Below are 22,212 nucleotides of genomic sequence, written 5' to 3'. Positions count from 1 at the left end.
ATATCTTTTATTGTTAATTCGTTATTTTGTTTACTGTCTGTTTTTTTATAGACACTGCATCTTGTTCAAATGTTATGCCAAAAAACGAAAGCAAGGAAAATGTTTTTTTTGTCAGACTTTTCCAAAGCGCTTTGTTGTCCTGTGTCAGTAATGCTGTCGATTTGTCATATTGACTTTGCTCTTTCTGTTTATCTAAAAAACGCAAACGAGCGAGTATGGGGCGGTTCTGTTTGTACTTATTTCCCCGATTTATTTCGTTATTAAACCGAAATGATGTAAATTTGCCAATCTTATAAACAGGAATTTTTATCGAAAGTATAGTTAACTAAATACTAATTATTATGAACATTTCTCACATTGAACATTTGGGAATCGCTGTGAAGAGTCTCGAAGAAGCCATTCCTTATTATGAAAACATTTTAGGTCTTAAATGCTATTCTATTGAAGAGGTTGCCGACCAGAAAGTGAAGACGGCCTTTTTCAAAGTGGGGCAGACCAAAATCGAATTATTGGAGCCGACAAGCGAGGATAGCACTATTGCCAAATTTATAGAAAAACGTGGCGAGGGAATTCATCATATGGCGTTCGCTATCGAAGACGGTGTTGCCAATGCTTTGGCCGAAGTGGAAGCCAAAGGGGTACGCCTTATCGATAAAGCTCCCCGCAAAGGAGCCGAAGGGTTGAACATCGCATTCCTTCACCCCAAATCCACTTGTAGCGTATTAACCGAACTTTGTGAAAATCCTAATAAATAAGAATATGAGCAATCAACTTGAAAAGGTACAAGAGCTGATAGAACTACGCGCTCAGGCTCGCTTGGGCGGTGGACAGAAAGCTATCGATAAGCAACACGAGAAAGGAAAGTATACGGCTCGTGAACGTATTGCACAACTCCTTGATGAAGGTAGTTTTGAAGAATTGGATATGTTCGTGAAACACAGATGTACCAATTTCGGCCAAGAGAAAAAATCATTTTTAGGCGACGGTGTCGTTACGGGTTATGGTACGATAGAGGGTCGCCTTGTTTATGTTTTCGCTCAGGATTTTACAGTGTTCGGTGGTTCTTTGTCCGAGACAATGGCTTTGAAAATTTGCAAAGTCATGGATATGGCTATGAAAATGGGTGCGCCTTGTATCGGTTTGAACGACTCGGGTGGAGCTCGTATTCAAGAAGGTATCAATGCTTTGGCTGGTTATGCCGAGATTTTCCAGCGTAATATCATGGCTTCTGGGGTTATACCTCAGATTTCAGCTATATTGGGCCCGTGCGCAGGTGGTGCGGTATATTCTCCTGCTTTGACCGATTTCACGATCATGGCGAAGGGTATTTCATATATGTTTTTGACTGGGCCGAAAGTGGTAAAGACCGTTACGGGCGAAGATGTTACACAAGAGGCTTTGGGTGGAGCCGAAGTTCATTCTGCCAAATCGGGTGTAGCCCATTTCGCTGCCGAGAATGGAGAAGAAGCTCTGTCTATTATTCGTAAACTCATCAGCTATATACCGCAGAACAATTTGGAGGAGGCTCCTTTGGTTCCTTGCAATGATCCTATCGATCGTTTAGAGGATTCTCTCAACGAAATTATTCCCGATAGCCCTAATCGTCCGTACGACATGTACGAGGTAATCGGCGCTATTATCGATAATGGTGAATTTTTGGAAATACAACGTGATTATGCCAAGAATATCATCGTCGGCTTCGCTCGCTTCAACGGACAGTCAGTCGGTATTGTCGCTAACCAGCCTAAATATTTGGCAGGAGTTCTCGACAGCAATGCTTCCCGCAAGGCTGCTCGTTTCGTGCGTTTCTGCGATGCATTCAATATTCCTATTGTAAGTTTGGTCGATGTGCCGGGCTTCTTGCCGGGAACCGGACAAGAATACAATGGTGTGATCCTGCATGGTGCCAAATTGCTTTATGCTTATGGTGAAGCAACTGTGCCTAAGGTGACTATCACGTTGCGTAAATCGTATGGCGGTTCGCACATCGTGATGAGCTGTAAGCAATTACGGGGAGATATGAACTACGCATGGCCTACTGCCGAAATCGCCGTTATGGGTGGGGCCGGCGCTGTGGAAGTCCTTTATGCCAAAGAAGCCAAAGCAGCCGAGGATCCTGCTAAATTTATGGCCGAGAAAGAAGCCGAGTATACCAAGTTGTTCGCTAATCCTTATAATGCGGCCAAGTATGGATATATCGACGACGTTATCGAGCCTCGTAATACTCGCTTCCGTATTATACGCGCATTGCAGCAATTACAGACTAAGAAGTTAACTAATCCGGCTAAAAAGCACGGAAATATTCCTTTGTAATACATTTAAAGTATATAAGCGATGAATAAAAAAATCTTAGGGGTATTCCTGTTCGCCGTTTTTACGATGTCTTCGGTGTGGGCGCAGGGCCGCAAAGGATTGCGTATTAATGAAGTCTTGGTTACGAACGAGACGAATTATCAGGACGATTACGGTTGTCAATCGGCTTGGATAGAGATATTTAATACGACCTTCGGTACTGTCGATATACGTAGTTGCTATTTGACAAACGATAGGAATAATCCCAAAAAGTATCCTATTCCCAAAGGCGATGTACTTACAGAAATGCCTCCTCGTCAGCATTTGCTGTTTTGGGCAGATGATATGCCCAATAGAGGGACTTTTCATGTGAATTTTAAATTGGATCCCGATAAGGATAATTGGATTGGGCTTTATGATGCTAATGGAAAAGATCTGATAGACTCGGTGACAGTTCCTGCCGGTATTCCTGCCGATCACTCCTATGCTCGTATCGAAGATGGTGTAGGGCAGTGGATCATCAAAGGCGGTGATGAGACATCGGGGTATGTGACTCCAAGTACGAATAACGTTACGCTCGACTCGAATGAAAAGATCGAAATGTTTTCGGAACATGATCCTTTTGGTGTAGGCATGGCTATTATGGCGATGGCTATTGTATTTTCCGGATTGTTACTGCTTTATTTGATGTTCCGCTTAATTGGTCAAATAACGGTGTTTGTTAAAAAGCGTAATGCTATGCGGGTTCACGGAATATCCGATAAGGAAGAGGCTAAGGAAAAAGGTCTTGGTCGTGAATCGGGCGAAGTGTATGCCGCTATTGCTATGGCTTTATATCAACATCTCGAAGTACACGATGTGGAAGATACTATACTAACCATAAACAAAGTGAAGAAAGCGTATTCGCCGTGGAACTCTAAAATTTATTCTTTGAGGGAAGTTCCCAATAAAAAGTAATTCTCAAAATAACGATTAAAATCTTATGAAAGAATATAAGTATAAAATCAATGGAAATCTTTACAAAGTTTCCGTTGGAGAGATAGAAAAAAACATAGCCCATGTCGAGGTTAACGGTACTGTTTATAATGTCGAGATGGAAGAAGCTGCACCTGTAAAAGTGAGTGCACCTAAACCCTCTTCGGCTCCTCGTACGGCTACGGGAGAACCTGTTATTTCCAAACCCACGTCTGTAAGTTCTGGTGCAGATGCTGTAAAATCGCCGCTGCCCGGTGTTGTCAATGATATTTTAGTAAACGTTGGCGATACGGTGAATGTGGGACAGACTGTGCTTATTCTTGAAGCTATGAAGATGGAAAATAATATCAATGCTATCAAGAGTGGTAAAGTTACAGCCATCAAAGTAAATAAAGGTGATTCGGTACTCGAAGGAACCGAACTTATTATAATAGAATAAGGCTATGAGATTTATAGATTTCTTAGGAGATAATTTGGTTCAATTTTGGGAATATACAGGTTTTGCCAATTGTACACTCCCTCATTTGGCCATGATATTGGTCGGATTGTTCTTTATCTATTTGGCAATAAAGAAAAATTTCGAGCCAATGTTGCTTGTGCCCATCGGTTTCGGTATTCTCATCGGGAACATTCCTTTCAAAATCGATGCTGGTCTCGAAGTTGGTATTTATGAAGAAGGCTCGGTACTTAATATCCTTTATCAGGGAGTGAGTGCCGGTTGGTATCCGCCGTTGGTCTTTTTAGGTATTGGAGCAATGACCGATTTCTCGTCGCTTATCGCTAATCCTAAATTGATGTTAGTAGGTGCGGCTGCCCAGTTTGGTATTTTCGGGGCTTATATGGTTGCTTTGGCTATTGGTTTTGCTCCCGATCAAGCTGGTGCAATCGCCATTATCGGTGGAGCCGATGGTCCTACGGCTATATTCCTTTCATCGAAACTGGCGCCGAATCTTATGGGGGCCATTGCGGTTTCGGCATATTCTTATATGGCCTTAGTTCCGGTTATACAGCCTCCTATCATGAGGTTGCTTACAACGAAGAAAGAACGGGTTATTCGTATGAAACCGGCGCGTGCGGTTTCTCAGAATGAGAAAATTATGTTTCCCATTATTGGGTTACTACTTACCTGCTTCTTAGTGCCTTCGGGTCTACCGTTGTTGGGTATGTTGTTCTTTGGTAATTTACTTCGTGAAAGCGGTGTTACCTCTCGTTTGGCTAAGACGGCGAGTGGTCCTTTGTGCGACATTGTGACTATTCTGTTAGGTATGACCGTGGGAGCATCTACGCAAGCATCCGAGTTTTTAACACCCAGTACACTCGGTATTTTCGCCTTAGGTTTCATGGCATTTATCATAGCTTCTGCTTCGGGTGTATTGTTTGTCAAGATATTTAACCTTGTATTGCCCAAGAGCAAGAAGATTAATCCGCTTATCGGTAATGCAGGTGTATCGGCTGTACCTATGTCGGCGCGTATTTCCAACAATATTGGTCTTGAATACGATTCGACAAACTATCTGTTGATGCACGCTATGGGACCCAATGTAGCCGGTGTTATAGGCTCGGCCGTGGCTGCCGGTGTTCTACTTGGATTCTTATCGTAATTACACGATTGAATAAAAAATGGAGGAGGTATGTCTGTTATCATGACATACCTCCTCCATTTTTTATGTCTTTGTAACTACGAAAATAGGATGTGGTTCGGCATGGTCGAATTGGAAACAGGAATTCCGTTTGTCTCTGCGCTCACCTTTCGCTATCTTTGCATAAAATGCAGGGCTGTGTCTTGGTATATTTGTGGTAATTTTCTGTATGACAGAGACTGCCTTTGCAAAAAAAATAGGGAGTGTGAGTATGTCGGTTTCGTGGAATTTGTGGCATGGTTGTCATAAAATAAGTGAAGGGTGTAGGCATTGTTATGTATATAGGCAAGATAGTCGATATGATAAGGATAGTAGCGTCGTGACACGTACGGCAGCTTTCGATTTACCTTTGCGTCGTAAACGTAACGGTGATTTTCGTGTACCCTCGGGTGAAATGGTATATACGTGTTTTACTTCCGATTTTTTTCTTGAAGAAGCCGATGAATGGAGAGCCGAAGCATGGGCTATAATTAGGGAACGCTGTGATCTATCGTTTCTAATTCCGACGAAACGTATAGACCGTTTCAGAGTATCTTTGCCCAGTGATTGGGGCGATGGTTATGACCATGTCGCTATTGCTTGTACCGTAGAAAATCAAGACAGGGCGAATTATCGGTTACCTCTTTTTCGTTCGTTGCCTATACGGCATAAACTATTGTTTTGTGCTCCCTTGTTAGGAGCGTTGGATTTGTCTGGCTATCTCGATGACGATATAGAGGAAGTATCGGTCGGAGGAGAGTCGGGTATGGATGCGAGGGTTTGCGATTATGATTGGGTATTGGATATACGCCGACAATGTATAGCAGCCGATATCCCGTTTAGCTTTCACCAAACCGGAGCCCGATTGCGTAAAGGAGGGAAGGTATATCGTATTCGTCGGGAATTCCAGCATTCACAGGCGCGACGTGCGGGGATAAATTATAAAATCGATAGGTAATTCTTTCCAAAAAGCAAAGTAATTTCTCGGTGGGTGTATGAAAAAATTTATTCGCTTGATCTATATTCGCTAGGGGAGAGTCCGGTTTGGTGCTTAAAATATTTCCCAAAAAACGATTGAGTCGAAAAATTCAAATGATAGGCGATTTCCTGTATACTCATACCCGAAAATTTCAGAAGATTTTTGGCTTCGAGTATTACATAATCATCGATCCATTGAGCCGCTGATTTTCCTGTTTGTTTCTTTATCAGAGTCGAAAAATATTTGGGTGTGATACACAATTTTTCTGCATAAAAAGTAACGCTTCGTTCTTGTGTGTGATATTGGGTGAGTAGGGCGATGAATTTTCCGAAAAAGATTTCCTGCCGACTCATTTTAATTTCATTTTTGGAGGGTGAATCATGGGCAAGTATCGTGTCATGAATTTTATACATAAGAGCAGAACCGAGTCTTAGGAGCGTTGCAGTCTTCTTGGGTGTATCTTGTGTGTGGCAAATGAGCTGCATGAGAGAGATAAACTGACAAAAAATATCAGTATCTTCGTTAGATAAATGAAAGCAAGGTTCTTTTTGTATTTGCATGTATAGAGGAATCATGTCTCGTGCGTCGAGGAAAGATTGTTCGAAGAAAGCACTTGAAACGGCTATTCCATAAAATTTACGATTACCTATATCTTTTACCTGTATAATATTTTCAGGAGTGTTTATAATCATCATGTTGGTAGTGATGCGATATTCCTTTAAATTAATATTGCATATTAGTTCTCCTTCTAAACATATTACAGCTACCAGAGCATCAACTCGACAAGGATATTTGAACAATTCGGTGTTCGGTAAATTTTCTCCGATAATGATGAAGTCATCATCTAATCCCGTGGGATTATTTCTTTTTATCAATTTCGAAAGTTGGGCAAGAGTGAAACTTTCGATGCCTTTTTTATCCATAAATACGATATTTTGCCCAAATGTAACTAAATAACTTAGAATTTTAGCTGTGAATATTATTTAAATACGACTTTTAGAACATCAACTGTGAAAAAGAGGACTTTGTCGATGGAGGGCTTTGCGTCATCTTTGTATCAAAATTTAATGGAGAAAAGTATGAAAAGGAATGGTAAAGCATTTGCTTATTTGTTTTTGGCGGTATGGTCAATGACGAGTATAGGATGTACGTCTTCGAGTAAGGAAGAACGAGCTGTCAGGGAGATTCCGGTGAAGACATGGACGGTGTCTTTTCGAGAAGGAGTCTATACTCGCAGTTATATAGGAGAAATTGAGGGCGAATCTTCTTCCTCGTTGAGTTTTCAAGTCCCGGGGTATGTAGAGTGTATATATGTAAAAGAAGGTCAACGGGTAGAGCGAGGCGAGCTGTTGGCTCGATTGGACGAGACTACGTTACAAAGCACTTATGATGCGGCATTGTCTACTTTGAAACAAGCCGAGGATGCTTATGCTCGTATGGAGCAACTGCATAAGAGCGGAAGTTTACCCGAAATTAAGTGGGTAGAGGTTCAAAGTTCTTTGCAACAGGCTCGTAGTATGGAGCAAATAGCCAAGAAAAATTTGAAAGATGTCGAGTTGCGAGCTCCATATTCGGGGATAATAGCTCAGAAAAGTATAGATACGGGGAGTACTGTGCTTCCGGGAGTACCGGCATTTAAACTGATGAAGATCGATTGGGTGAATGTGAATATTTCTGTTCCTGAGAATGAAGTTGCCGATGTGAAGATGGGAGCCGATGTAACAGTTACAGTAGCTGCTTTGGGTGGTAAATCTTTCTCTGGAAAGATTACGGAAAAAGGAATTGCGGCCGATCCTCTGGCACACACTTATAAGGCGCTTGCAAGGATAGAAAACCGGCAGGGAGAGTTGTTGCCGGGTATGGTGTGCGTGGTTAACATGGGAAGTCGGAACAATTCGCAGATAGTGATTCCCAATTCTGTTGTACAGGTAGATTATAATGGCGATCACTTCGTTTGGCTTTGCAACGACGGGGTAGCGGTGAAACAGACTGTATCGGTTGGCGCTTTGTCGGGGAATGGTGTCATTATTTCTTCTGGTTTAGCTGTCGGTGATAAGGTGATTGTCGAGGGTGCATCGAAAGTGAGTGAAAATATGAAAGTATCGGAACAATGAAAACAAAAGGTGGTATTATAGAAACTGCGATGAAATATCGTCAGATTGTCATTCTGATTGTTTCATTGATGTTTTTCTTGGGTATATATGCTTTGATAAAGATGCCCAAACAGGAATTCCCTGTTTTTACGGTGCGTCAGGGAGTAGTGATAGCCGTTTATCCGGGAGCCACTTCCGATGAGGTGGAAGAGCAGGTGACTAAACCGCTTGAAGATTTTATTTTTGAGTTTAAAGAAGTAAAAAAGTCTAAGACCCATTCACTCAGTCGAGATGGCATGGCGATCGTTTTTGTCGAGTTGAACGACGATATAACCGATAAAGATGAATTTTGGGCTAAATTCAAACATCGGGCTGCGGTTTTTAAATCCGAGTTGCCGACCGGGGTATTGGCATTGGTTACTAACGATGACTTCGGCGATACGTCAGCCATGTTAATAACGATCGAATCAAAAGATAAGACCTATCGGGAACTGGAAAATTATCTCGACGAACTTAAAGATCGATTAAGAAACATCGATGCGGTAAGTAATTTACGAACATTCGGTGTGCAGAAAGAACAGATAAGCGTTTATCTCGACCCTGCGAAACTTGCCCGATATGCTATCGGTAACACGACATTGGCGACAAAGTTGTTAGCGCAAGGTTTTACGACGATGAGCGGGGCGGTTGATAATAGCAAGTTTGTGGCTCCCATTCACATATCCGAGGCATATGATTGTGTGAATGATGTGGCTGATCAAATAATTTTTAGCGATCCGCAGGGGCATGCTATACGTCTAAAAGATGTGGCGCGTGTCGTGCGGGAATATTCCGAGCCGGATTCTTACATTACGAACAACGGAACGAAATGTTTGGTCCTCTCTATGGAGATGCGCGAGGGGAACAACATCGTTCAAATGGGAGAGGACGTCAATAAGGTATTGGAAGAATATGAGAAGGAATTACCCGATGATGTTTCTATATTTCGTATTACCGACCAGTCACAGGTGGTGGGAGATTCAGTGACGACTTTCCTCAGAGAGTTGTTGATCGCTATTATTGCGGTTATTATCGTAGTTATGCTGTTAATGCCTTTGAGGGTCGCTTCGGTAGCTGCATCGACGATTCCTATTACTATTTTTCTGTCCCTGTTGGTATTTTATGCTTGTGGATTGGAATTGAATACGGTGACTTTGGCGGCGTTGATTGCTACATTGGGTATGATTGTCGATAACTCCATAGTGATTATCGATTGTTATATGGAAAAATTGGATAGCGGAATAGACCGTTGGACTGCTGCGATAGAAAGTGCAAAAGAATTCTTTAAATCGATCCTCTCGGCTACATTGGCGATTAGTATCACGTTTTTCCCGTTTTTGATAACCTCGCAGGGAATGATCAACGATTTTTTACAATCGTTCCCGTGGGCGATAACTATTATTTTGTTTTTATCCTTGCTGGTAGCTGTTTTGCTAGTTCCTTACATGCAATATCATTTTATTCATACAGGGTTTAGAAAACAGCCCAAAGAGGAGAAAAAGCAACGTTGTTCGTTCTTGACGATTCTTCAATCTTCTTACGACAAATTGATTGTTAAGTGCTTTGCTCATCCGATTCGGACAATGGGGGTGGGACTTCTTTCTATTGTCGCTGGTGTTGTTATATTTTTATCATTACCGATGAAGTTAATGCCGTTTGCCGAGCGTAATCAATTTGCGGTGGAAATATATATGCCTTTTGGTACGGCACTCGAACAGACAGCCGCTGTGGCGGATAGTTTGGAGTCCATACTTCGGCAAGATAATCGAGTCGTTTCGGTAGCGTCATTTAAAGGTGACGGTTCTCCTCGTTTCCATACCAGTTATGCTCCTCAAATGCCGGGTTCCAATTATGCCCAGTTTATTGTCAATACCATTGGTAATAAAGCCACGGAAGAGATGATTGCCGAATACAAGGACAAATATCTCAATTACTTCCCGAATGTCAGAGTCCGGTTTAAACAACTCGAATATTCCGAAGCAGCCTATCCGATTGAAATGAGAGTGAAAGGGAATAATCGGGATAGTTTGCGATTGGCGGCCGATAAGGTAAAGTCGGTAATGTCCGAATTTGATGGACTTTCGCTGGTTCATGATAATTGGGAAGGGCAACTTCCCGGAGTATCGTTGCGATTGAAAGACGACGAAATGAGCCGATTGGGTATTAACAAGGCATTGTTATCGACCGGTTTGTCCATGCATTTGGGGAATGGGTTGCCGGTAACTACCGTATGGGACGGCGATTATCCTATCGATGTGGTCCTGAAAGATGGTGGCAATATAGAACCTTCATATGAAGATGTGGGCAATCAATATGTATCGGCATGGGGTGGTACGGTTTCTGTCCCGGTAAGGCAGATTGCCGACATTGAGCCTGACTGGCACGATGCCCAAATCGCGCATCGTAACGGTATACCGTCTATTTCGATACAATCCGATGTAAAGGAGGGGTTCAATGCGGCTGCGTTGACTAAGGAGATCGTAAAGGCGATTGAAAAAATCGATTTGCCCGATGGGGTTGATTTTGAAGTCGGTGGTAGTGAGGAGGCAGACAATGAGATGTTGGATATGATATTGAGCGGTCTGTTTATTTCTATTGTTGTTATATTCTTTATTTTGCTGTTCCATTTCCGCCGAATCAATATGGCGTTGCTTGTTTTGGGATCCATTTCATTGTGCCTATTGGGTGCGGCTCTCGGCATTTGGGTAATGGGACTCGATGTGAGTGTGACAGCCGTATTGGGTATTGTGAGCTTGATGGGTATCCTTGTACGTAACGGCATTATTATGCTCGACTATGCCGATGAGCTAAGGGAAAAAGAAGGTTTGACGGTTAGGGAAGCCGCTTTGCACTCAGCGAAGCGTAGAATGCGCCCTATTTTTCTTACTTCTGCTGCTGCATCGATGGGAGTTATTCCTATGATTCTTGGCGGTAGTCCGCTGTGGTCCCCTATGGGTTCGGTGGTGTTTTTCGGGACTATTGTTTCTATGGTACTGACTGTAACGATATTACCCGTAGCCTATTGGTTAATATTTAGCAGAGCCGATCGCAAAAGTATAAATCATTGAAAGAAAGAACAATTATGAGAAATCGAATTATATATCCTGCGTTATGTTTGATGTTAAGCGTGGTATCTTCAAATGCGCAGAAACTTTATACACTCGAAGAATGTAGAACATTGGCATTGGAAAATAGTGCAAAAATGAAAAACAGCCGGTTTGAAGTCGAGGCTGCCAAACAAACTTCCAAAGAGGCTTTTACCAATTACTTTCCGAATGTGTCGGCGGTAGGTGCGATTTTCAAGGCCAGTGAAGGAATGGCTCAGATGGATATGGCACTGCCGGTTCCGGGAATACCGCCTTTATCTATGGAGATGTTGAAGAAAGGGAAGACGGCAGGGGTGACTTTGGTTCAACCTGTATTTATGGGTGGTCGCATTGTCAATGGGAATAAGTTGGCAAATATAGGAAAACAAGTGAGTAAATATCAGCTTTCTCTTACAGAAGATCAGGTAGAAGCCTCTGTTAATCAATATTATTGGCAGATTGTCGCACTAAAAGAGAAGTTGCGTACGTTGGAGACGTTGGAAACTCAACTCAAAGGAATATATAAAGATGTAAAAGCAGCGGTTGATGCGGGGCTTACTATACGAAACGATTTGTTAAGAGTGGAGTTGCAACAGCAAGACATTATGGCGAATCGATTAAAAGTAGAGAATGGTTTGTCAGTGACAAAGATGCTATTGTGCCAACTTATAGGTGTCGATAAGAGTGAATTCGATATTGCTTTCGATGATTTTCCTTCGGCTGTATCTCCGTTGGACTATTATGTTGCCCCCGAGACGGGACTTGAAAATCGTGCCGAAAGTAAACTGCTCGATAAGAGTGTAGAGGCTGCTAAATTGCAACTGCGCATGAAGCGAGGAGAAAATCTTCCTTCTGTGGGGGTAGGAGCCGGGTATATTTATCATGATTTGATGGAAAAAGATACCGATTTCGGAATGATTTTTGCCAGTGTGTCGGTTCCTATTTCTTCATGGTGGGGAGGTTCGCACGCCATTAAACGGGAAAAAATAAAAAAACAGCAAGCCGAAAATACCCGGCAGGATTCCCGGGAAATGATGTTGGTTGAGATAGAAGTCAAATGGAACGATTTACAGGAAGCCTATCAGCAAGTGCTTCTTTCCGAGAAATCCATAGAATCTTCTACCGAAAATCTTCGTCTCAATAACGATTATTATAAGGCGGGGACTGTCTCTCTGTCCGATTTGCTCGATGCTCAGTCGCTTATGCAGCAAAGCCATGATCAGTACGCCGAGGCATGTACGGCTTACCAACAGAAACTTACAGCCTATTTGCAGGCTACCGGGCGATAATTAGTTGCATTGGATTCGTGTAAAACAGTCCGGCCGATAATGAATCTATATCGGTCGGACTTCGTTTATTGTATGTAAGAAGAAGTTTTTTGGCAGGGAAGTTTATAACGAAATTTTCGAATGGTATCGCTTCTCTCCTTGAAGAATCTCTATAATATAAATCCCCGGTTTCAATGAGGTGAGAGGTGAAACGATAGAAGAACTGTTGTAGCAAGATGAATGAACTAGCGCACCTGATGTCGTATATACATTGGCTTTTAGTGGCGTTTGATCGTTCGTGTCGATATACAACATTTGTTTATAACAATAACATCGTAAAGATGTATCGGTTTTACTCGTTTCAATATCGCTTCCTCCTGTCGATTGACGTTTTTTGGCGAATATCCAAGATAAAAAGTCTTCTCTTTTAAAAACCTCGTCCCATACGAAATGGCTTGCACCGGGAACTTCTATATATTCTGCGTCAGCTTTGATATTTGTAAGTTTCTGGTAGGCTTGGCGGGAATTGTTTACGGGAACGACTCCGTCTGCGTCGCCGTGGAAAAGTCGCCAATATATGTTTTTTACCTTGTTGTCTAGTCTTTCTACATTCACTCCGCCGCAAATGGGTATAGCTGCGGCGAAAGTCTCGGGATACCGGCAGGCTATATCGAATGTACCCATGCCACCCATCGAAATGCCGAGGATATATATACGGTCTTTATCGATTTCTTCCATTTGAAGGTAAGAATCGATAAGTTCTTTTACCAGTTTGGTCGGTGTGGAGGTTGGATAATCGATTGGGAAAGTTGTAGCATCATAGGAGGCCGGTTGTGACTCGAATGGCCAAAAATTGGACGGAGGACATTGTGGGAATAGTACGAATGCAGGATAATCCTTTCGGTTTTGGGGATTTGTGAACATTTCGGAACCGTATCTCAGTTGACTTTCATTGTCTGAGCCTCTCTCTCCCGCACCATGCAGGAAAATAACTAAGGGATACTGTTTACCCTTTTCTATGGTTGGTGGTTCCAATTTCCTGTAATTTAGCAATCCTTCCGAGGTTGAATGGAATGTTTCTTTGGTAAATACAAGATTGGGATCTTCATAATCGGCGATTTTGGTGCATTTCATCTTCATGGACGATGTATTCACTTCTATCGTATATATTCCGGTTTCCGCTACTTGGAAAGCGTTATCCGGTTTACCGTCGGTTTCTAATTTTATGTATAAATCATACTCTCCGCCCGAAGTAATTATTTGATGGCCTGCTTTTTCCAAGTTACAAGTCAGTGAGGTTGTCCAAGACCGTGCTGTGAGTAATTTAAATCGTTCTTGATTCCCGTTGTCTTTTTTTAATGGGCCGCTCCACGTAAAAGTATTTTCACTTTCTTGAACCATGACGAGTGCTCCGTCTGGATTCCAACCGGCCGAACAAGCATTGCCTACTACATATAAATTATCATAAGTAACGGCAAATATAGGATCTAGAACAAGAAAGATGAAAATAGATAAAAGTGAGACTTTTTTCATGGTTTTGAGCTTTTTGAATTTTGTTTATTATTATGACACAAAAAGAATGTATAACCCTTATAGTTACATTCAAATTTTTTCGAACTATAAAAAATAGAAAATTGTATGGATAAGAACTTGTTTAAATTTTCATATTGCCCCTGCTTGCGTTATCTTTGCATTATGTGAAGATGGGGATACAGATAAGTTGCGTTCCGGCAATTTCAAGCCTGATCTTTTATATTATTTGCATGTTATAGAAAAGAATGAGGAATATTATGTATTTACGTCCTATATTTTTAGGGATATTTTCTTTTTTAATTTTAACGGTGAGTAGAGGTGAGATGATATCGCCTTTGAAAATTCCGTTATTGATGAGTGCTAATTTCGGAGAATTACGACCGAATCATTTCCATTCGGGGATTGATTTGAAGACACAAGGACGTATCGGATTGCCAGTATATGCTATGGACGACGGTTATGTTTCTCGGGTCGTTGTTTCTCCGTGGGGATTTGGCAGAGCTGTGTATATCAATCACTCGTCGGGTTTGACTACGGTTTACGGACATTTGGACCGGTTTGCGCCTTTTATCGATGAAATTGTTCGCCGTCAGCAGTATGAGCAAGAGGATTTTTCTATCGATTGTGAATTTGCCGAAGGTGAAATCCCTGTCGCACAAGGCAATATAATCGGATATAGCGGGAATTCGGGATCGTCTGGCGGTCCTCATTTGCATTTGGATATACGGGATACCGATACGCAAGACCCGATGGATCCTCAGGAATGGTTGTCTCCTTTAATCACAGACGATGTAGCTCCCGAAGTTCGTAACCTCGTTTTTTATACGCATGAAGGGGTGATGGGAAATACGACTCGTCGCATGGAAAGAAAAGCGGTGCGCGCTTCGGCCGGTTCTTACTCGATAGGGGAGTCGGTTCCGGTATGGGGCGATGTATCGTTTGGTATCGAGGCGTATGATCGAATGACGGGTACGACGAATAAATATGGAGTCCATCAAGTCGATTTGTATATCGATGACAGCCTGTTTTTTTCGACCTATATCTATCGTTATTCGTTTGACGAGACTCGTTATATTAATAGCTTTGCCGAAGAAGGAGTGATTATGCGCACTTATATTGCACCGGGTAATCGGTTGAAGTCTATTTATAAACAAGTAGAAAATAGAGGCATTCTTCATGTCGATGAGGAGCGAGCCTATCGTTGTCGGTATGTTTTGACCGATTATGACGGGAATAGTTCCTCTGTCGAATTTTCATTGATTGGAAAATTGCAGGAACCTCCACTCCCTAAAAAAGAGGGGATATATTTCTCTTATGCAGTAGATAATCTCTATAAAAAAGACGATTTTGGCATTTTTGTGCCGGCCGGAGCTTTGTATGAAAATCTCGATTTTACGAGAAGAAAGATTCCTTCGAAAAAATATTGTTCCGATATTCACATTATTGCACCTTCTGTACCCCCTTTGCATAAAGCTGCCGAAATTTCTGTACGGTTGACCGAGGATAAATTGTCAGATAAAAGGCAATATTATTTGGTTCGTTTGGACGATGATAGATCCTATCCGGTTTGCGGGGAGTATGCAAATGGTTGGTATAAGGCTAAAATTACGGAGTTCGGGTCTTATGCCGTTTCGGTAGATACATTGCCTCCGACGATACTTCCGATTGCACCAGACAAATGGTCGACTCGGGAAAAAGTCATTTTGAAAATAAGCGATGACCAAAGTGGTTTGAAAAGTTATCGGGGAGAGATCGACGGGAAATTTGTTTTGTTCGAATTAGACGGGAAGACAGGTAGAATTTCATATCGTCTCGAAAGTAACAGGGTAAAAAAAGGTAGCGAGCATACGTTGCACGTTGTGGTTTACGATATGTGTGGCAACGAGCAGTCTTATACGAACTCTTTTGTGTGGTAAATAAAAATTATTTGATATGAAGAAAATTGCGATTTTAGTTTTTTTTACGGTAGGATTTTTTGTCCACGTGTGGGCTTGTACGGGATTGATTGCCGGGAAGCAGGCTACTGTCGATGGTAGTGTATTGGTTACTTATTCGGCAGACTCTCATACTTTGTACGGAGCTTTGACTTCTTCTCCTGCTGCCGATTGGCCAAAGGGCTCTATGCGTTCGATTGTAGAGTGGGATACGAATAAACCATTGGGAGAAATAGAACAGGTAGAACATACCTACGCCGTGATAGGCAATATGAACGAACATCAGCTTACTGTTGTGGAATCGACATGGGGTGGTCGTCCCGAATTGGTCGATACGACAGGTATTATCGATTATGGCTCGTTGATGCAACTTGCACTTGAACGGGCGAAAACCGCACGCGAAGCTATAAAGGTAATGACCGGACTTGTAAAAAAATACGGATATTATAGTAGTGGAGAATCGTTCACGATTGCCGATCCCAACGAAGCATGGATTTTGGACTTGATCGGCAAGGGCCCCGGACGTCGGGGAGCCGTTTGGGTGGCGGTTCGTATTCCTGACGATTGTATCGCCGGTCATGCCAACTATCCTCGTATTCACAAGATTCCTATGGACGATAAAGAGAATTGCCTGTACTCTCCCGATGTGATTTCTTTTGCTCGGGAGATGGGGTATTTTGATGGGCTGAATAAAGATTTCAGTTTTGCGCGAGCCTATTCACCCGCCGATTTCGGAGCTTTGAGAGCTTGCGATGCTCGGGTGTGGTCTTTCTTCCGTAAGTATGATAGTACGATGGACAATTATTTGCCCTATGTCAATGGAGAATCGGCTGAACCGTTTCCGCTTTATGTTAAACCCTCGCGAAAGTTATCTGTACAAGATATGAAAGAGGCTATGCGTGACCATTTTGAAGATACGCCTTTCGATATGACGCAAGATGTAGGGGCTGGGCCATTCAAAGTCCCTTATCGTTTCCGTCCCATGTCATTCGAGGTAGATGGCAAATCCTACTGCATGGAACGAGCCATTGCTACGCAACAGACCGGATTTACGTTAGTCGGACAAATGCGGAATTGGTTGCCCGATCCTGTCGGTGGTGTACTTTGGTTCGGAGTCGATGATGCCAATACATGTGTTTATATCCCGATGTATTGTGGTATTACACAGGTTCCCGAATGTTTTAGTCCGGAGAATGGATCGATGTATGATTTCTCATGGACCTCGGCTTTTTGGATTCATAATTGGGTGGCGAATATGGCTTATGCTCGTTATGAGCCTATGATAGGAGATATTCGCAAAGTCCAGTCGGCTGTCGAAACCTCGTTGAATCTCCGTCAGCCGGCGGTCGATAAGGCTGCTGTCGAGTTGTATGCGACCTCTCCCCAAGAGGCTATTGCCTACCTCACGCAATATAGTTGCGATGCCGCCGAAGCCTCGACCGCTCGTTGGAAGAAGTTAGGTGAGTATCTTATGGTGAAATTCCTCGATGGAAATGTAAAGCAAGAAGAAAATGGAAAATTCAAGGATAATGGTTACGGATTGCCCGATTCTCCACTTTTCCCCGGATATTCCCAAGAGTACTACGAAGAAATCGTGCGGCAGACGGGCAATCGCTTTCTCGAAACGCCTCCGAAGTATTGAGCCTTGTCGGGAATTGTTTGGGAGAGTGAGGTAGCTCTTGGATTACTGAATGTTAAATTAATGAGAAACTTTTGCTTAAATAGTGTGGTGGTCTCGTTGAAATAACTAAATTTGTGACAGAAGATAATTAACTATTGAATTCTTTACGATATGGGAAATGAAGATTTATTGAAACAGGTGACCGCCAAAGCTCAAATATGGTTGGGCGATGGCTATGACGAAGAAACAAAGGCCGCTGTGCGTGCCATGCTCGATAACGAAGATAAGACCGATTTGATAGAAGCGTTTTATAAGGACCTCGAATTTGGTACGGGTGGTCTGCGTGGAATCATGGGAGCCGGAACGAATCGTATGAATATCTATACGGTGGGAGCTGCTACTCAGGGATTGTCCAATTATTTGAAAAAGGCCTTTGCCGACCTACCCCAGATAAAGGTTGCTATCGGTCACGACTGCCGGAACAACAGCCGCAAATTTGCCGAGGTCGCTGCCGATGTTTTTTCGGCGAATGGTATTAAAGTATATTTGTTCGATGCTTTGCGTCCTACTCCCGAAGTTTCTTTTGCCATTCGAGAGTTGGGGTGTCAGAGTGGAGTGATACTTACGGCATCGCATAATCCCAAAGAATACAATGGATATAAGGCTTATTGGAACGATGGGGCACAGATGATAGCACCTCACGATAAGAATACCATAGACGAAGTAAATAAAATCACTTCGGTGAAAGATGTGAAGTTCCGGGGAAATGCAGAGCTGATCGAGATTATCGGAGAGGAAATAGATCGTCGGTATCTCGACCGTATTAAGACTCTATCGCTTAGTCCCGAGGCCATTGCTCATCATCACGATATGAAAATTGTATACACGCCTATACATGGTACGGGTGTGAAGTTGATTCCTGCTTCGTTGAAAAACTTCGGATTCACCAACATCATTCACGTTCCCGAACAAGATGTTGTAAGTGGAGATTTTCCGACTGTCGTTTCTCCCAATCCCGAAGAACCTGCGGCTCTCGATATGGCTATTAAGAAAGCCATTGAAACCGATGCCGAGTTGGTCATGGCTTCTGATCCCGATGCCGATCGTATCGGTATCGCTGTGCGTAACGATAAAGGAGAATTCGTTTTGGTGAATGGCAATCAGATTGTGATGATATTCCTCAATTACCTGATGACTCGTAATAAAGAATTAGGGCTGCTGAAAGGTAACGAATATATCGTTAAGACTATTGTGACGACCGAGACTATCAAGACGATCGCCGAGCAGAACGGATTCAAAATGTACGATTGCTATACAGGCTTCAAATGGATTGCTTCTGTTATTCGTGAGAACGAAGGCAAAGCCCGCTATATAGGTGGCGGAGAAGAAAGCTACGGATTTTTGCCCGAAGATTTCGTTCGCGACAAAGACTCTGTATCGTCTATTTCTTTAATGGCCGAAATCGCTGCTTGGGCGAAAGACAAAGGTATGACTATGTACCAAATGTTGCAGGATATCTATATTAAATATGGATATTCCAAAGAAAAGGGTATCTCGGTCGTTCGTAAAGGGAAATCGGGAGCCGAGGAGATAGTCGCCATGATGAAGAATTTCCGTGAGAATCCTATGAAAGAACTCGGTGGTTCTCCTGTGATTCTTGTAAAAGATTATGCATCGCTTGAAGTTACCGATGTGGTGAATGGTACGAAATCGAAACTCGATATGCCTGTAACTTCCAATGTCTTGCAATATTTTTCGGCAGATGGTTCCAAAGTCTCTATCCGTCCTTCCGGTACAGAACCTAAAATCAAATTCTATATCGAAGTGCGTGGTATCAAGATGGATAACTATGCCGATTACGATGCAGCCAATGCAGCGGCCGATGCTAAAATCGAAGCGATTAAAAAAGAGTTGGGTATTTAATCGTTTCTGATTGAAATAGAGCCTTCTTGGCAGTAGAGAGAAATTAAATTTTGAAACACTCTCCAAGTATATATCCCCGGAAAGAATTTCTTTCCGGGGATTTTTTATTAAATGACTTTATTAACTTTTCCTTACTGTTCTCGTAATCGAGCTCAATAGTCAGCATTCAAGTATGGTTAGTTCCGTGGTATTTTCTCTGTATCGTATACATATAGGCTTTATGTAATTAGGAGATAAAAACACAATATAAAACTTGTTTTTAATTTCCCTTTACACTATCTTCGCCAAGTCGTTCGGCTGTTTGGTCTGTTCGACAGACATATTTTTTTTGAAGCGTTTTGTTTTATCCTTTACAAGAAAACGACCAATTTTTAGCAGAAGGATAAGCAGTGCAAACGCTCATGCTTGCCATATATGCGCACGGGAGTGCGGGTATATATCGGTCGGCGTGGGGGTAACTGTTTATTTCTGCGTGGTTACTTGGTCGTACCTCTTGTAAGATAAACAGGTAAGTTCCCTACGCTTTTTTAGTTTTAAACGTCTGCCGGAGGGGAATAGGGAGGCAAAAATAGATTGTATTTTATATGATTAACCTATCGAAAAACAACGTTGAAATGAAAAAGCCTTTTATTTATTCGGCTATTGCTTTTGTTCTTTTCTTGTTCGGCTGTGAGGAAGAATATGACAAATCGGGTATTTATTCTGTCGATATTGTGACGATGAATAAAACGGATGCTTATGCGGTTGTCGATTATAGGACTTTGTGTGGCTCCGGGAGGCTTGATACAGTTCCTCCTCATTCAAAAACGGTCAATAAGATATTGATTTGGGATACACATTTGGTCAAAGATTCTATGTGGTTGGAGTCGGAGCAACGTTTTGAGTATGTTCCCGATAAAGATTCGAGAGTATATACTCCTGCCGAATTTACATTAAATTATTATCGAGGGACGAATATGGACGGTCGGTTGGTCTTGTCGTCTATGAATAAAAAGAAGGTTGTCTATTTCAAGAGAATAGAACCTAATCAAATATGGGGTATTGAAATTCCCTGATGGTATAAGGTTGCAATTGTTCTTTTTGGTTGGCGACCGAGGGTAGAGCTTCGATATTTCATGTCTTACGAAAGAGGGCATTATCAACCCCTCTCTTCGGGACTATTGTTTTTCAGCTTCTCCCCTATGGCACAACGTGCCATAGGGGAGAAGTGGATTACTTTTAAACCCTTCCTTTGTGGGGCGTTAGCCATATAGAGGAAGAGGCTCGGTTAGAATTCACTTGTGAAGTGGAATTTTATCTTGGGAAAATCTGTTTGAGCCATTTGTAGAACATAGTTCGAATCGGCCATGAAGACGTCGCGACCATCGCGGTCTACACTCATGAACTGGTGTTTCCGTTTTTTGAATGCTTCGAGAGCCTGTGGGTCGTCGCTTTCTATCCAACAAGCCTTGTAAAGGCTAATGGGCTCCCAACGGCACTGCGCTCCATATTCGTGTAGCAATCGGTATTGGATAACTTCGAATTGTAGTTGTCCTACTGTCCCGATGATTTTACGGCCGTTGAATTGACTGACGAATAATTGGGCTACACCTTCGTCCATTAGTTGATCTATACCCTTGTTCAATTGTTTCGACTTCATCGGATCATCGTTTTCGATGTATTTGAACATTTCGGGCGAGAAACTCGGTAGCCCTTTGAAGTGCAATTCCTCGCCACAGGTGAGCGTGTCGCCTATTTTGAAGTTGCCTGTATCGGGCAACCCGACGATGTCGCCGGGATAAGCTTCGTCGACCACCGATTTCTTCTGTGCCATGAATGCCGTGGGACTCGAAAAGCGCATCATCTTGTTACTGCGCACATGCTTGTAATTGGCATTTCGTTCGAATTTTCCAGAGCATACTTTTACGAAAGCGATACAACTGCGATGATTGGGATCCATGTTGGCGTGTATTTTGAATACGAACCCTGTGAAGTTTTCCTCTTCGGGTCGGACGACTCTTTCTACCGCTTGAATGGGTTTGGGTGCAGGCGCTATTTTCACAAAGCAATCGAGCAATTCTTTTACTCCGAACATATTTAGTGCCGAGCCGAAAAATACGGGAGCCATTTTGGCAGCTAAATAATCTTCCGTGTTAAATTCGGGATAGACGCCTTCGACCAATTCGAGGTCGGCACGTAACTTTTCGGCATCTTGTTCTCCTATGTAGGTTTCCAATTCGGGACTGTTCACATCAGTTAATTCGATGCGTTCGGTAACGACTTGTTTATTCGGTGTAAATAGGTTTAGATTCTGTTCGTAGATATTGTAAACTCCTTTGAATTTTTGTCCGATGTTGATAGGCCAACTGAGGGGCCGTACGTTTATTTTCAGCTCTGCTTCCAATTCGTCCAGAATGTCGAACGGGTCGCGACCCTCACGATCGAGTTTGTTGACAAACACGATTACCGGTGTATTGCGCATACGACACACCTCCATGAGTTTGCGAGTTTGTGTTTCAACACCTTTTGCAACGTCGACTACGATAATTACGCTATCTACTGCTGTCAGTGTGCGGTATGTGTCTTCGGCGAAGTCTTGGTGACCCGGGGTATCGAGAATATTTATCTTGTAATCGCCGTAATTGAATCCCATGACCGAAGTAGCGACCGAGATACCGCGTTGCTTCTCTATCTCCATCCAGTCCGAAGTGGCGGTCTTTTTGATTTTATTCGATTTTACAGCTCCGGCAATGTGAATAGCTCCTCCGAAAAGAAGTAGTTTTTCGGTTAGTGTCGTTTTTCCTGCATCCGGGTGGCTGATAATAGCGAATGTTCTACGTTTACTGATTTCTTCTGTAAGTGTACTCACGT

The 22,212-nt window shown here is 42.6% G+C and carries 16 protein-coding genes; 13 read left to right on the top strand and 3 right to left on the bottom strand.

Going from position 1 to position 22,212, the window contains the following annotated elements; all coding sequences use genetic code 11:
- Positions 1 to 341: 341 nt before the first annotated feature.
- The 6 genes from mce (at position 342) to HMPREF9448_RS01945 (ending at position 5,844) form a co-directional block, all read left to right on the top strand.
- Complete coding sequence (mce, locus tag HMPREF9448_RS01970; RefSeq protein ID WP_008860903.1) at positions 342 to 755, top strand: methylmalonyl-CoA epimerase; 414 nt, start codon at positions 342 to 344, stop codon at positions 753 to 755.
- A gap of 4 nt (positions 756 to 759) precedes the next feature.
- Positions 760 to 2,313, top strand: coding sequence for an acyl-CoA carboxylase subunit beta (locus tag HMPREF9448_RS01965; protein WP_008860902.1), 1,554 nt, complete (start codon positions 760 to 762; stop codon positions 2,311 to 2,313).
- A gap of 21 nt (positions 2,314 to 2,334) precedes the next feature.
- Positions 2,335 to 3,249: an OadG family transporter subunit gene (locus tag HMPREF9448_RS01960; protein ID WP_008860901.1), complete on the top strand. Its 915-nt coding sequence runs from the start codon at positions 2,335 to 2,337 to the stop codon at positions 3,247 to 3,249.
- Between the two features lie 25 nt (positions 3,250 to 3,274).
- Entirely contained in the window at positions 3,275 to 3,706 is a 432-nt protein-coding gene (locus HMPREF9448_RS01955) for an acetyl-CoA carboxylase biotin carboxyl carrier protein (protein ID WP_008860900.1), read from the top strand.
- A gap of 4 nt (positions 3,707 to 3,710) precedes the next feature.
- Positions 3,711 to 4,868: a sodium ion-translocating decarboxylase subunit beta gene (locus tag HMPREF9448_RS01950; RefSeq protein WP_008860899.1), complete on the top strand. Its 1,158-nt coding sequence runs from the start codon at positions 3,711 to 3,713 to the stop codon at positions 4,866 to 4,868.
- Between the two features lie 250 nt (positions 4,869 to 5,118).
- On the top strand, positions 5,119 to 5,844 hold the full coding sequence (locus HMPREF9448_RS01945; RefSeq protein WP_008860897.1) for a DUF5131 family protein: 726 nt from the start codon (positions 5,119 to 5,121) through the stop codon (positions 5,842 to 5,844).
- A gap of 47 nt (positions 5,845 to 5,891) precedes the next feature.
- On the opposite strand, the gene HMPREF9448_RS01940 is transcribed toward HMPREF9448_RS01945, so the two are convergent.
- Positions 5,892 to 6,788: a helix-turn-helix domain-containing protein gene (locus tag HMPREF9448_RS01940; RefSeq protein WP_008860896.1), complete on the bottom strand. Its 897-nt coding sequence runs from the start codon at positions 6,786 to 6,788 to the stop codon at positions 5,892 to 5,894.
- Between the two features lie 156 nt (positions 6,789 to 6,944).
- Between HMPREF9448_RS01940 and HMPREF9448_RS01935 the strand changes: the two genes are divergently transcribed.
- The 3 genes from HMPREF9448_RS01935 to HMPREF9448_RS01925 are packed head-to-tail and all read left to right on the top strand — an operon-like array spanning position 6,945 to position 12,372.
- Positions 6,945 to 7,979 carry an efflux RND transporter periplasmic adaptor subunit gene (locus HMPREF9448_RS01935; protein ID WP_008860895.1) on the top strand — a complete coding sequence of 345 codons (1,035 nt, stop codon included), beginning with the start codon at positions 6,945 to 6,947 and terminating at the stop codon, positions 7,977 to 7,979.
- Positions 7,976 to 11,065: an efflux RND transporter permease subunit gene (locus HMPREF9448_RS01930; protein WP_008860894.1), complete on the top strand. Its 3,090-nt coding sequence runs from the start codon at positions 7,976 to 7,978 to the stop codon at positions 11,063 to 11,065. Before HMPREF9448_RS01935 ends, HMPREF9448_RS01930 begins: the two co-directional genes overlap by 4 nt.
- A 14-nt stretch (positions 11,066 to 11,079) precedes the next feature.
- Positions 11,080 to 12,372, top strand: a complete 1,293-nt coding sequence (locus HMPREF9448_RS01925) for a TolC family protein (RefSeq protein ID WP_008860893.1) — start codon at positions 11,080 to 11,082, stop codon at positions 12,370 to 12,372.
- A gap of 102 nt (positions 12,373 to 12,474) precedes the next feature.
- On the opposite strand, the gene HMPREF9448_RS14345 is transcribed toward HMPREF9448_RS01925, so the two are convergent.
- Positions 12,475 to 13,884 carry a SusF/SusE family outer membrane protein gene (locus HMPREF9448_RS14345; protein ID WP_008860892.1) on the bottom strand — a complete coding sequence of 470 codons (1,410 nt, stop codon included), beginning with the start codon at positions 13,882 to 13,884 and terminating at the stop codon, positions 12,475 to 12,477.
- Between the two features lie 353 nt (positions 13,885 to 14,237).
- Here HMPREF9448_RS14345 and HMPREF9448_RS01915 point away from each other — a divergent pair, with 353 nt between their 5' ends.
- From HMPREF9448_RS01915 to HMPREF9448_RS01900, 4 genes are all read left to right on the top strand, one after another.
- The gene (locus HMPREF9448_RS01915; protein WP_157260315.1) at positions 14,238 to 15,800 is read left to right on the top strand and encodes a M23 family metallopeptidase; all 1,563 of its coding nucleotides are present in this window, start codon (positions 14,238 to 14,240) and stop codon (positions 15,798 to 15,800) included.
- A 16-nt stretch (positions 15,801 to 15,816) separates the two neighbouring features.
- The gene (locus tag HMPREF9448_RS01910; protein WP_008860890.1) at positions 15,817 to 17,460 is read left to right on the top strand and encodes a dipeptidase; all 1,644 of its coding nucleotides are present in this window, start codon (positions 15,817 to 15,819) and stop codon (positions 17,458 to 17,460) included.
- 150 nt (positions 17,461 to 17,610) lie between these two features.
- Complete coding sequence (locus HMPREF9448_RS01905; protein ID WP_008860889.1) at positions 17,611 to 19,362, top strand: phospho-sugar mutase; 1,752 nt, start codon at positions 17,611 to 17,613, stop codon at positions 19,360 to 19,362.
- A 614-nt stretch (positions 19,363 to 19,976) separates the two neighbouring features.
- Positions 19,977 to 20,417, top strand: a complete 441-nt coding sequence (locus HMPREF9448_RS01900) for a hypothetical protein (protein ID WP_008860888.1) — start codon at positions 19,977 to 19,979, stop codon at positions 20,415 to 20,417.
- Between the two features lie 212 nt (positions 20,418 to 20,629).
- Here HMPREF9448_RS01900 and HMPREF9448_RS01895 read toward each other — a convergent pair whose 3' ends face one another.
- Complete coding sequence (locus tag HMPREF9448_RS01895) at positions 20,630 to 22,210, bottom strand: peptide chain release factor 3 (RefSeq protein ID WP_008860887.1); 1,581 nt, start codon at positions 22,208 to 22,210, stop codon at positions 20,630 to 20,632.
- Between the last annotated feature and the right edge of the window lie 2 nt (positions 22,211 to 22,212).

Origin of the sequence: Barnesiella intestinihominis YIT 11860 (genome assembly GCF_000296465.1) — a bacterium.
GTDB lineage: Bacteria > Bacteroidota > Bacteroidia > Bacteroidales > Barnesiellaceae > Barnesiella > Barnesiella intestinihominis.
This window is presented reverse-complemented; position numbering and strand designations above follow the sequence as displayed.

Coding starts and splice junctions, on each gene's coding strand:
- HMPREF9448_RS01950 (WP_008860899.1), top strand. CDS start 3,711: ATGAGATTTATAGATTTCTTAGGAGATAATTTGGTTCAATTTTGGGAA.
- HMPREF9448_RS01915 (WP_157260315.1), top strand. CDS start 14,238: ATGAGTGCTAATTTCGGAGAATTACGACCGAATCATTTCCATTCGGGG.
- HMPREF9448_RS01935 (WP_008860895.1), top strand. CDS start 6,945: ATGAAAAGGAATGGTAAAGCATTTGCTTATTTGTTTTTGGCGGTATGG.
- HMPREF9448_RS01960 (WP_008860901.1), top strand. CDS start 2,335: ATGAATAAAAAAATCTTAGGGGTATTCCTGTTCGCCGTTTTTACGATG.
- HMPREF9448_RS01925 (WP_008860893.1), top strand. CDS start 11,080: ATGAGAAATCGAATTATATATCCTGCGTTATGTTTGATGTTAAGCGTG.
- HMPREF9448_RS14345 (WP_008860892.1), bottom strand. CDS start 13,884: ATGAAAAAAGTCTCACTTTTATCTATTTTCATCTTTCTTGTTCTAGAT.
- HMPREF9448_RS01965 (WP_008860902.1), top strand. CDS start 760: ATGAGCAATCAACTTGAAAAGGTACAAGAGCTGATAGAACTACGCGCT.
- HMPREF9448_RS01945 (WP_008860897.1), top strand. CDS start 5,119: ATGTCGGTTTCGTGGAATTTGTGGCATGGTTGTCATAAAATAAGTGAA.
- HMPREF9448_RS01910 (WP_008860890.1), top strand. CDS start 15,817: ATGAAGAAAATTGCGATTTTAGTTTTTTTTACGGTAGGATTTTTTGTC.
- HMPREF9448_RS01905 (WP_008860889.1), top strand. CDS start 17,611: ATGGGAAATGAAGATTTATTGAAACAGGTGACCGCCAAAGCTCAAATA.
- HMPREF9448_RS01900 (WP_008860888.1), top strand. CDS start 19,977: ATGAAAAAGCCTTTTATTTATTCGGCTATTGCTTTTGTTCTTTTCTTG.
- HMPREF9448_RS01955 (WP_008860900.1), top strand. CDS start 3,275: ATGAAAGAATATAAGTATAAAATCAATGGAAATCTTTACAAAGTTTCC.
- mce (WP_008860903.1), top strand. CDS start 342: ATGAACATTTCTCACATTGAACATTTGGGAATCGCTGTGAAGAGTCTC.
- HMPREF9448_RS01940 (WP_008860896.1), bottom strand. CDS start 6,788: ATGGATAAAAAAGGCATCGAAAGTTTCACTCTTGCCCAACTTTCGAAA.
- HMPREF9448_RS01930 (WP_008860894.1), top strand. CDS start 7,976: ATGAAAACAAAAGGTGGTATTATAGAAACTGCGATGAAATATCGTCAG.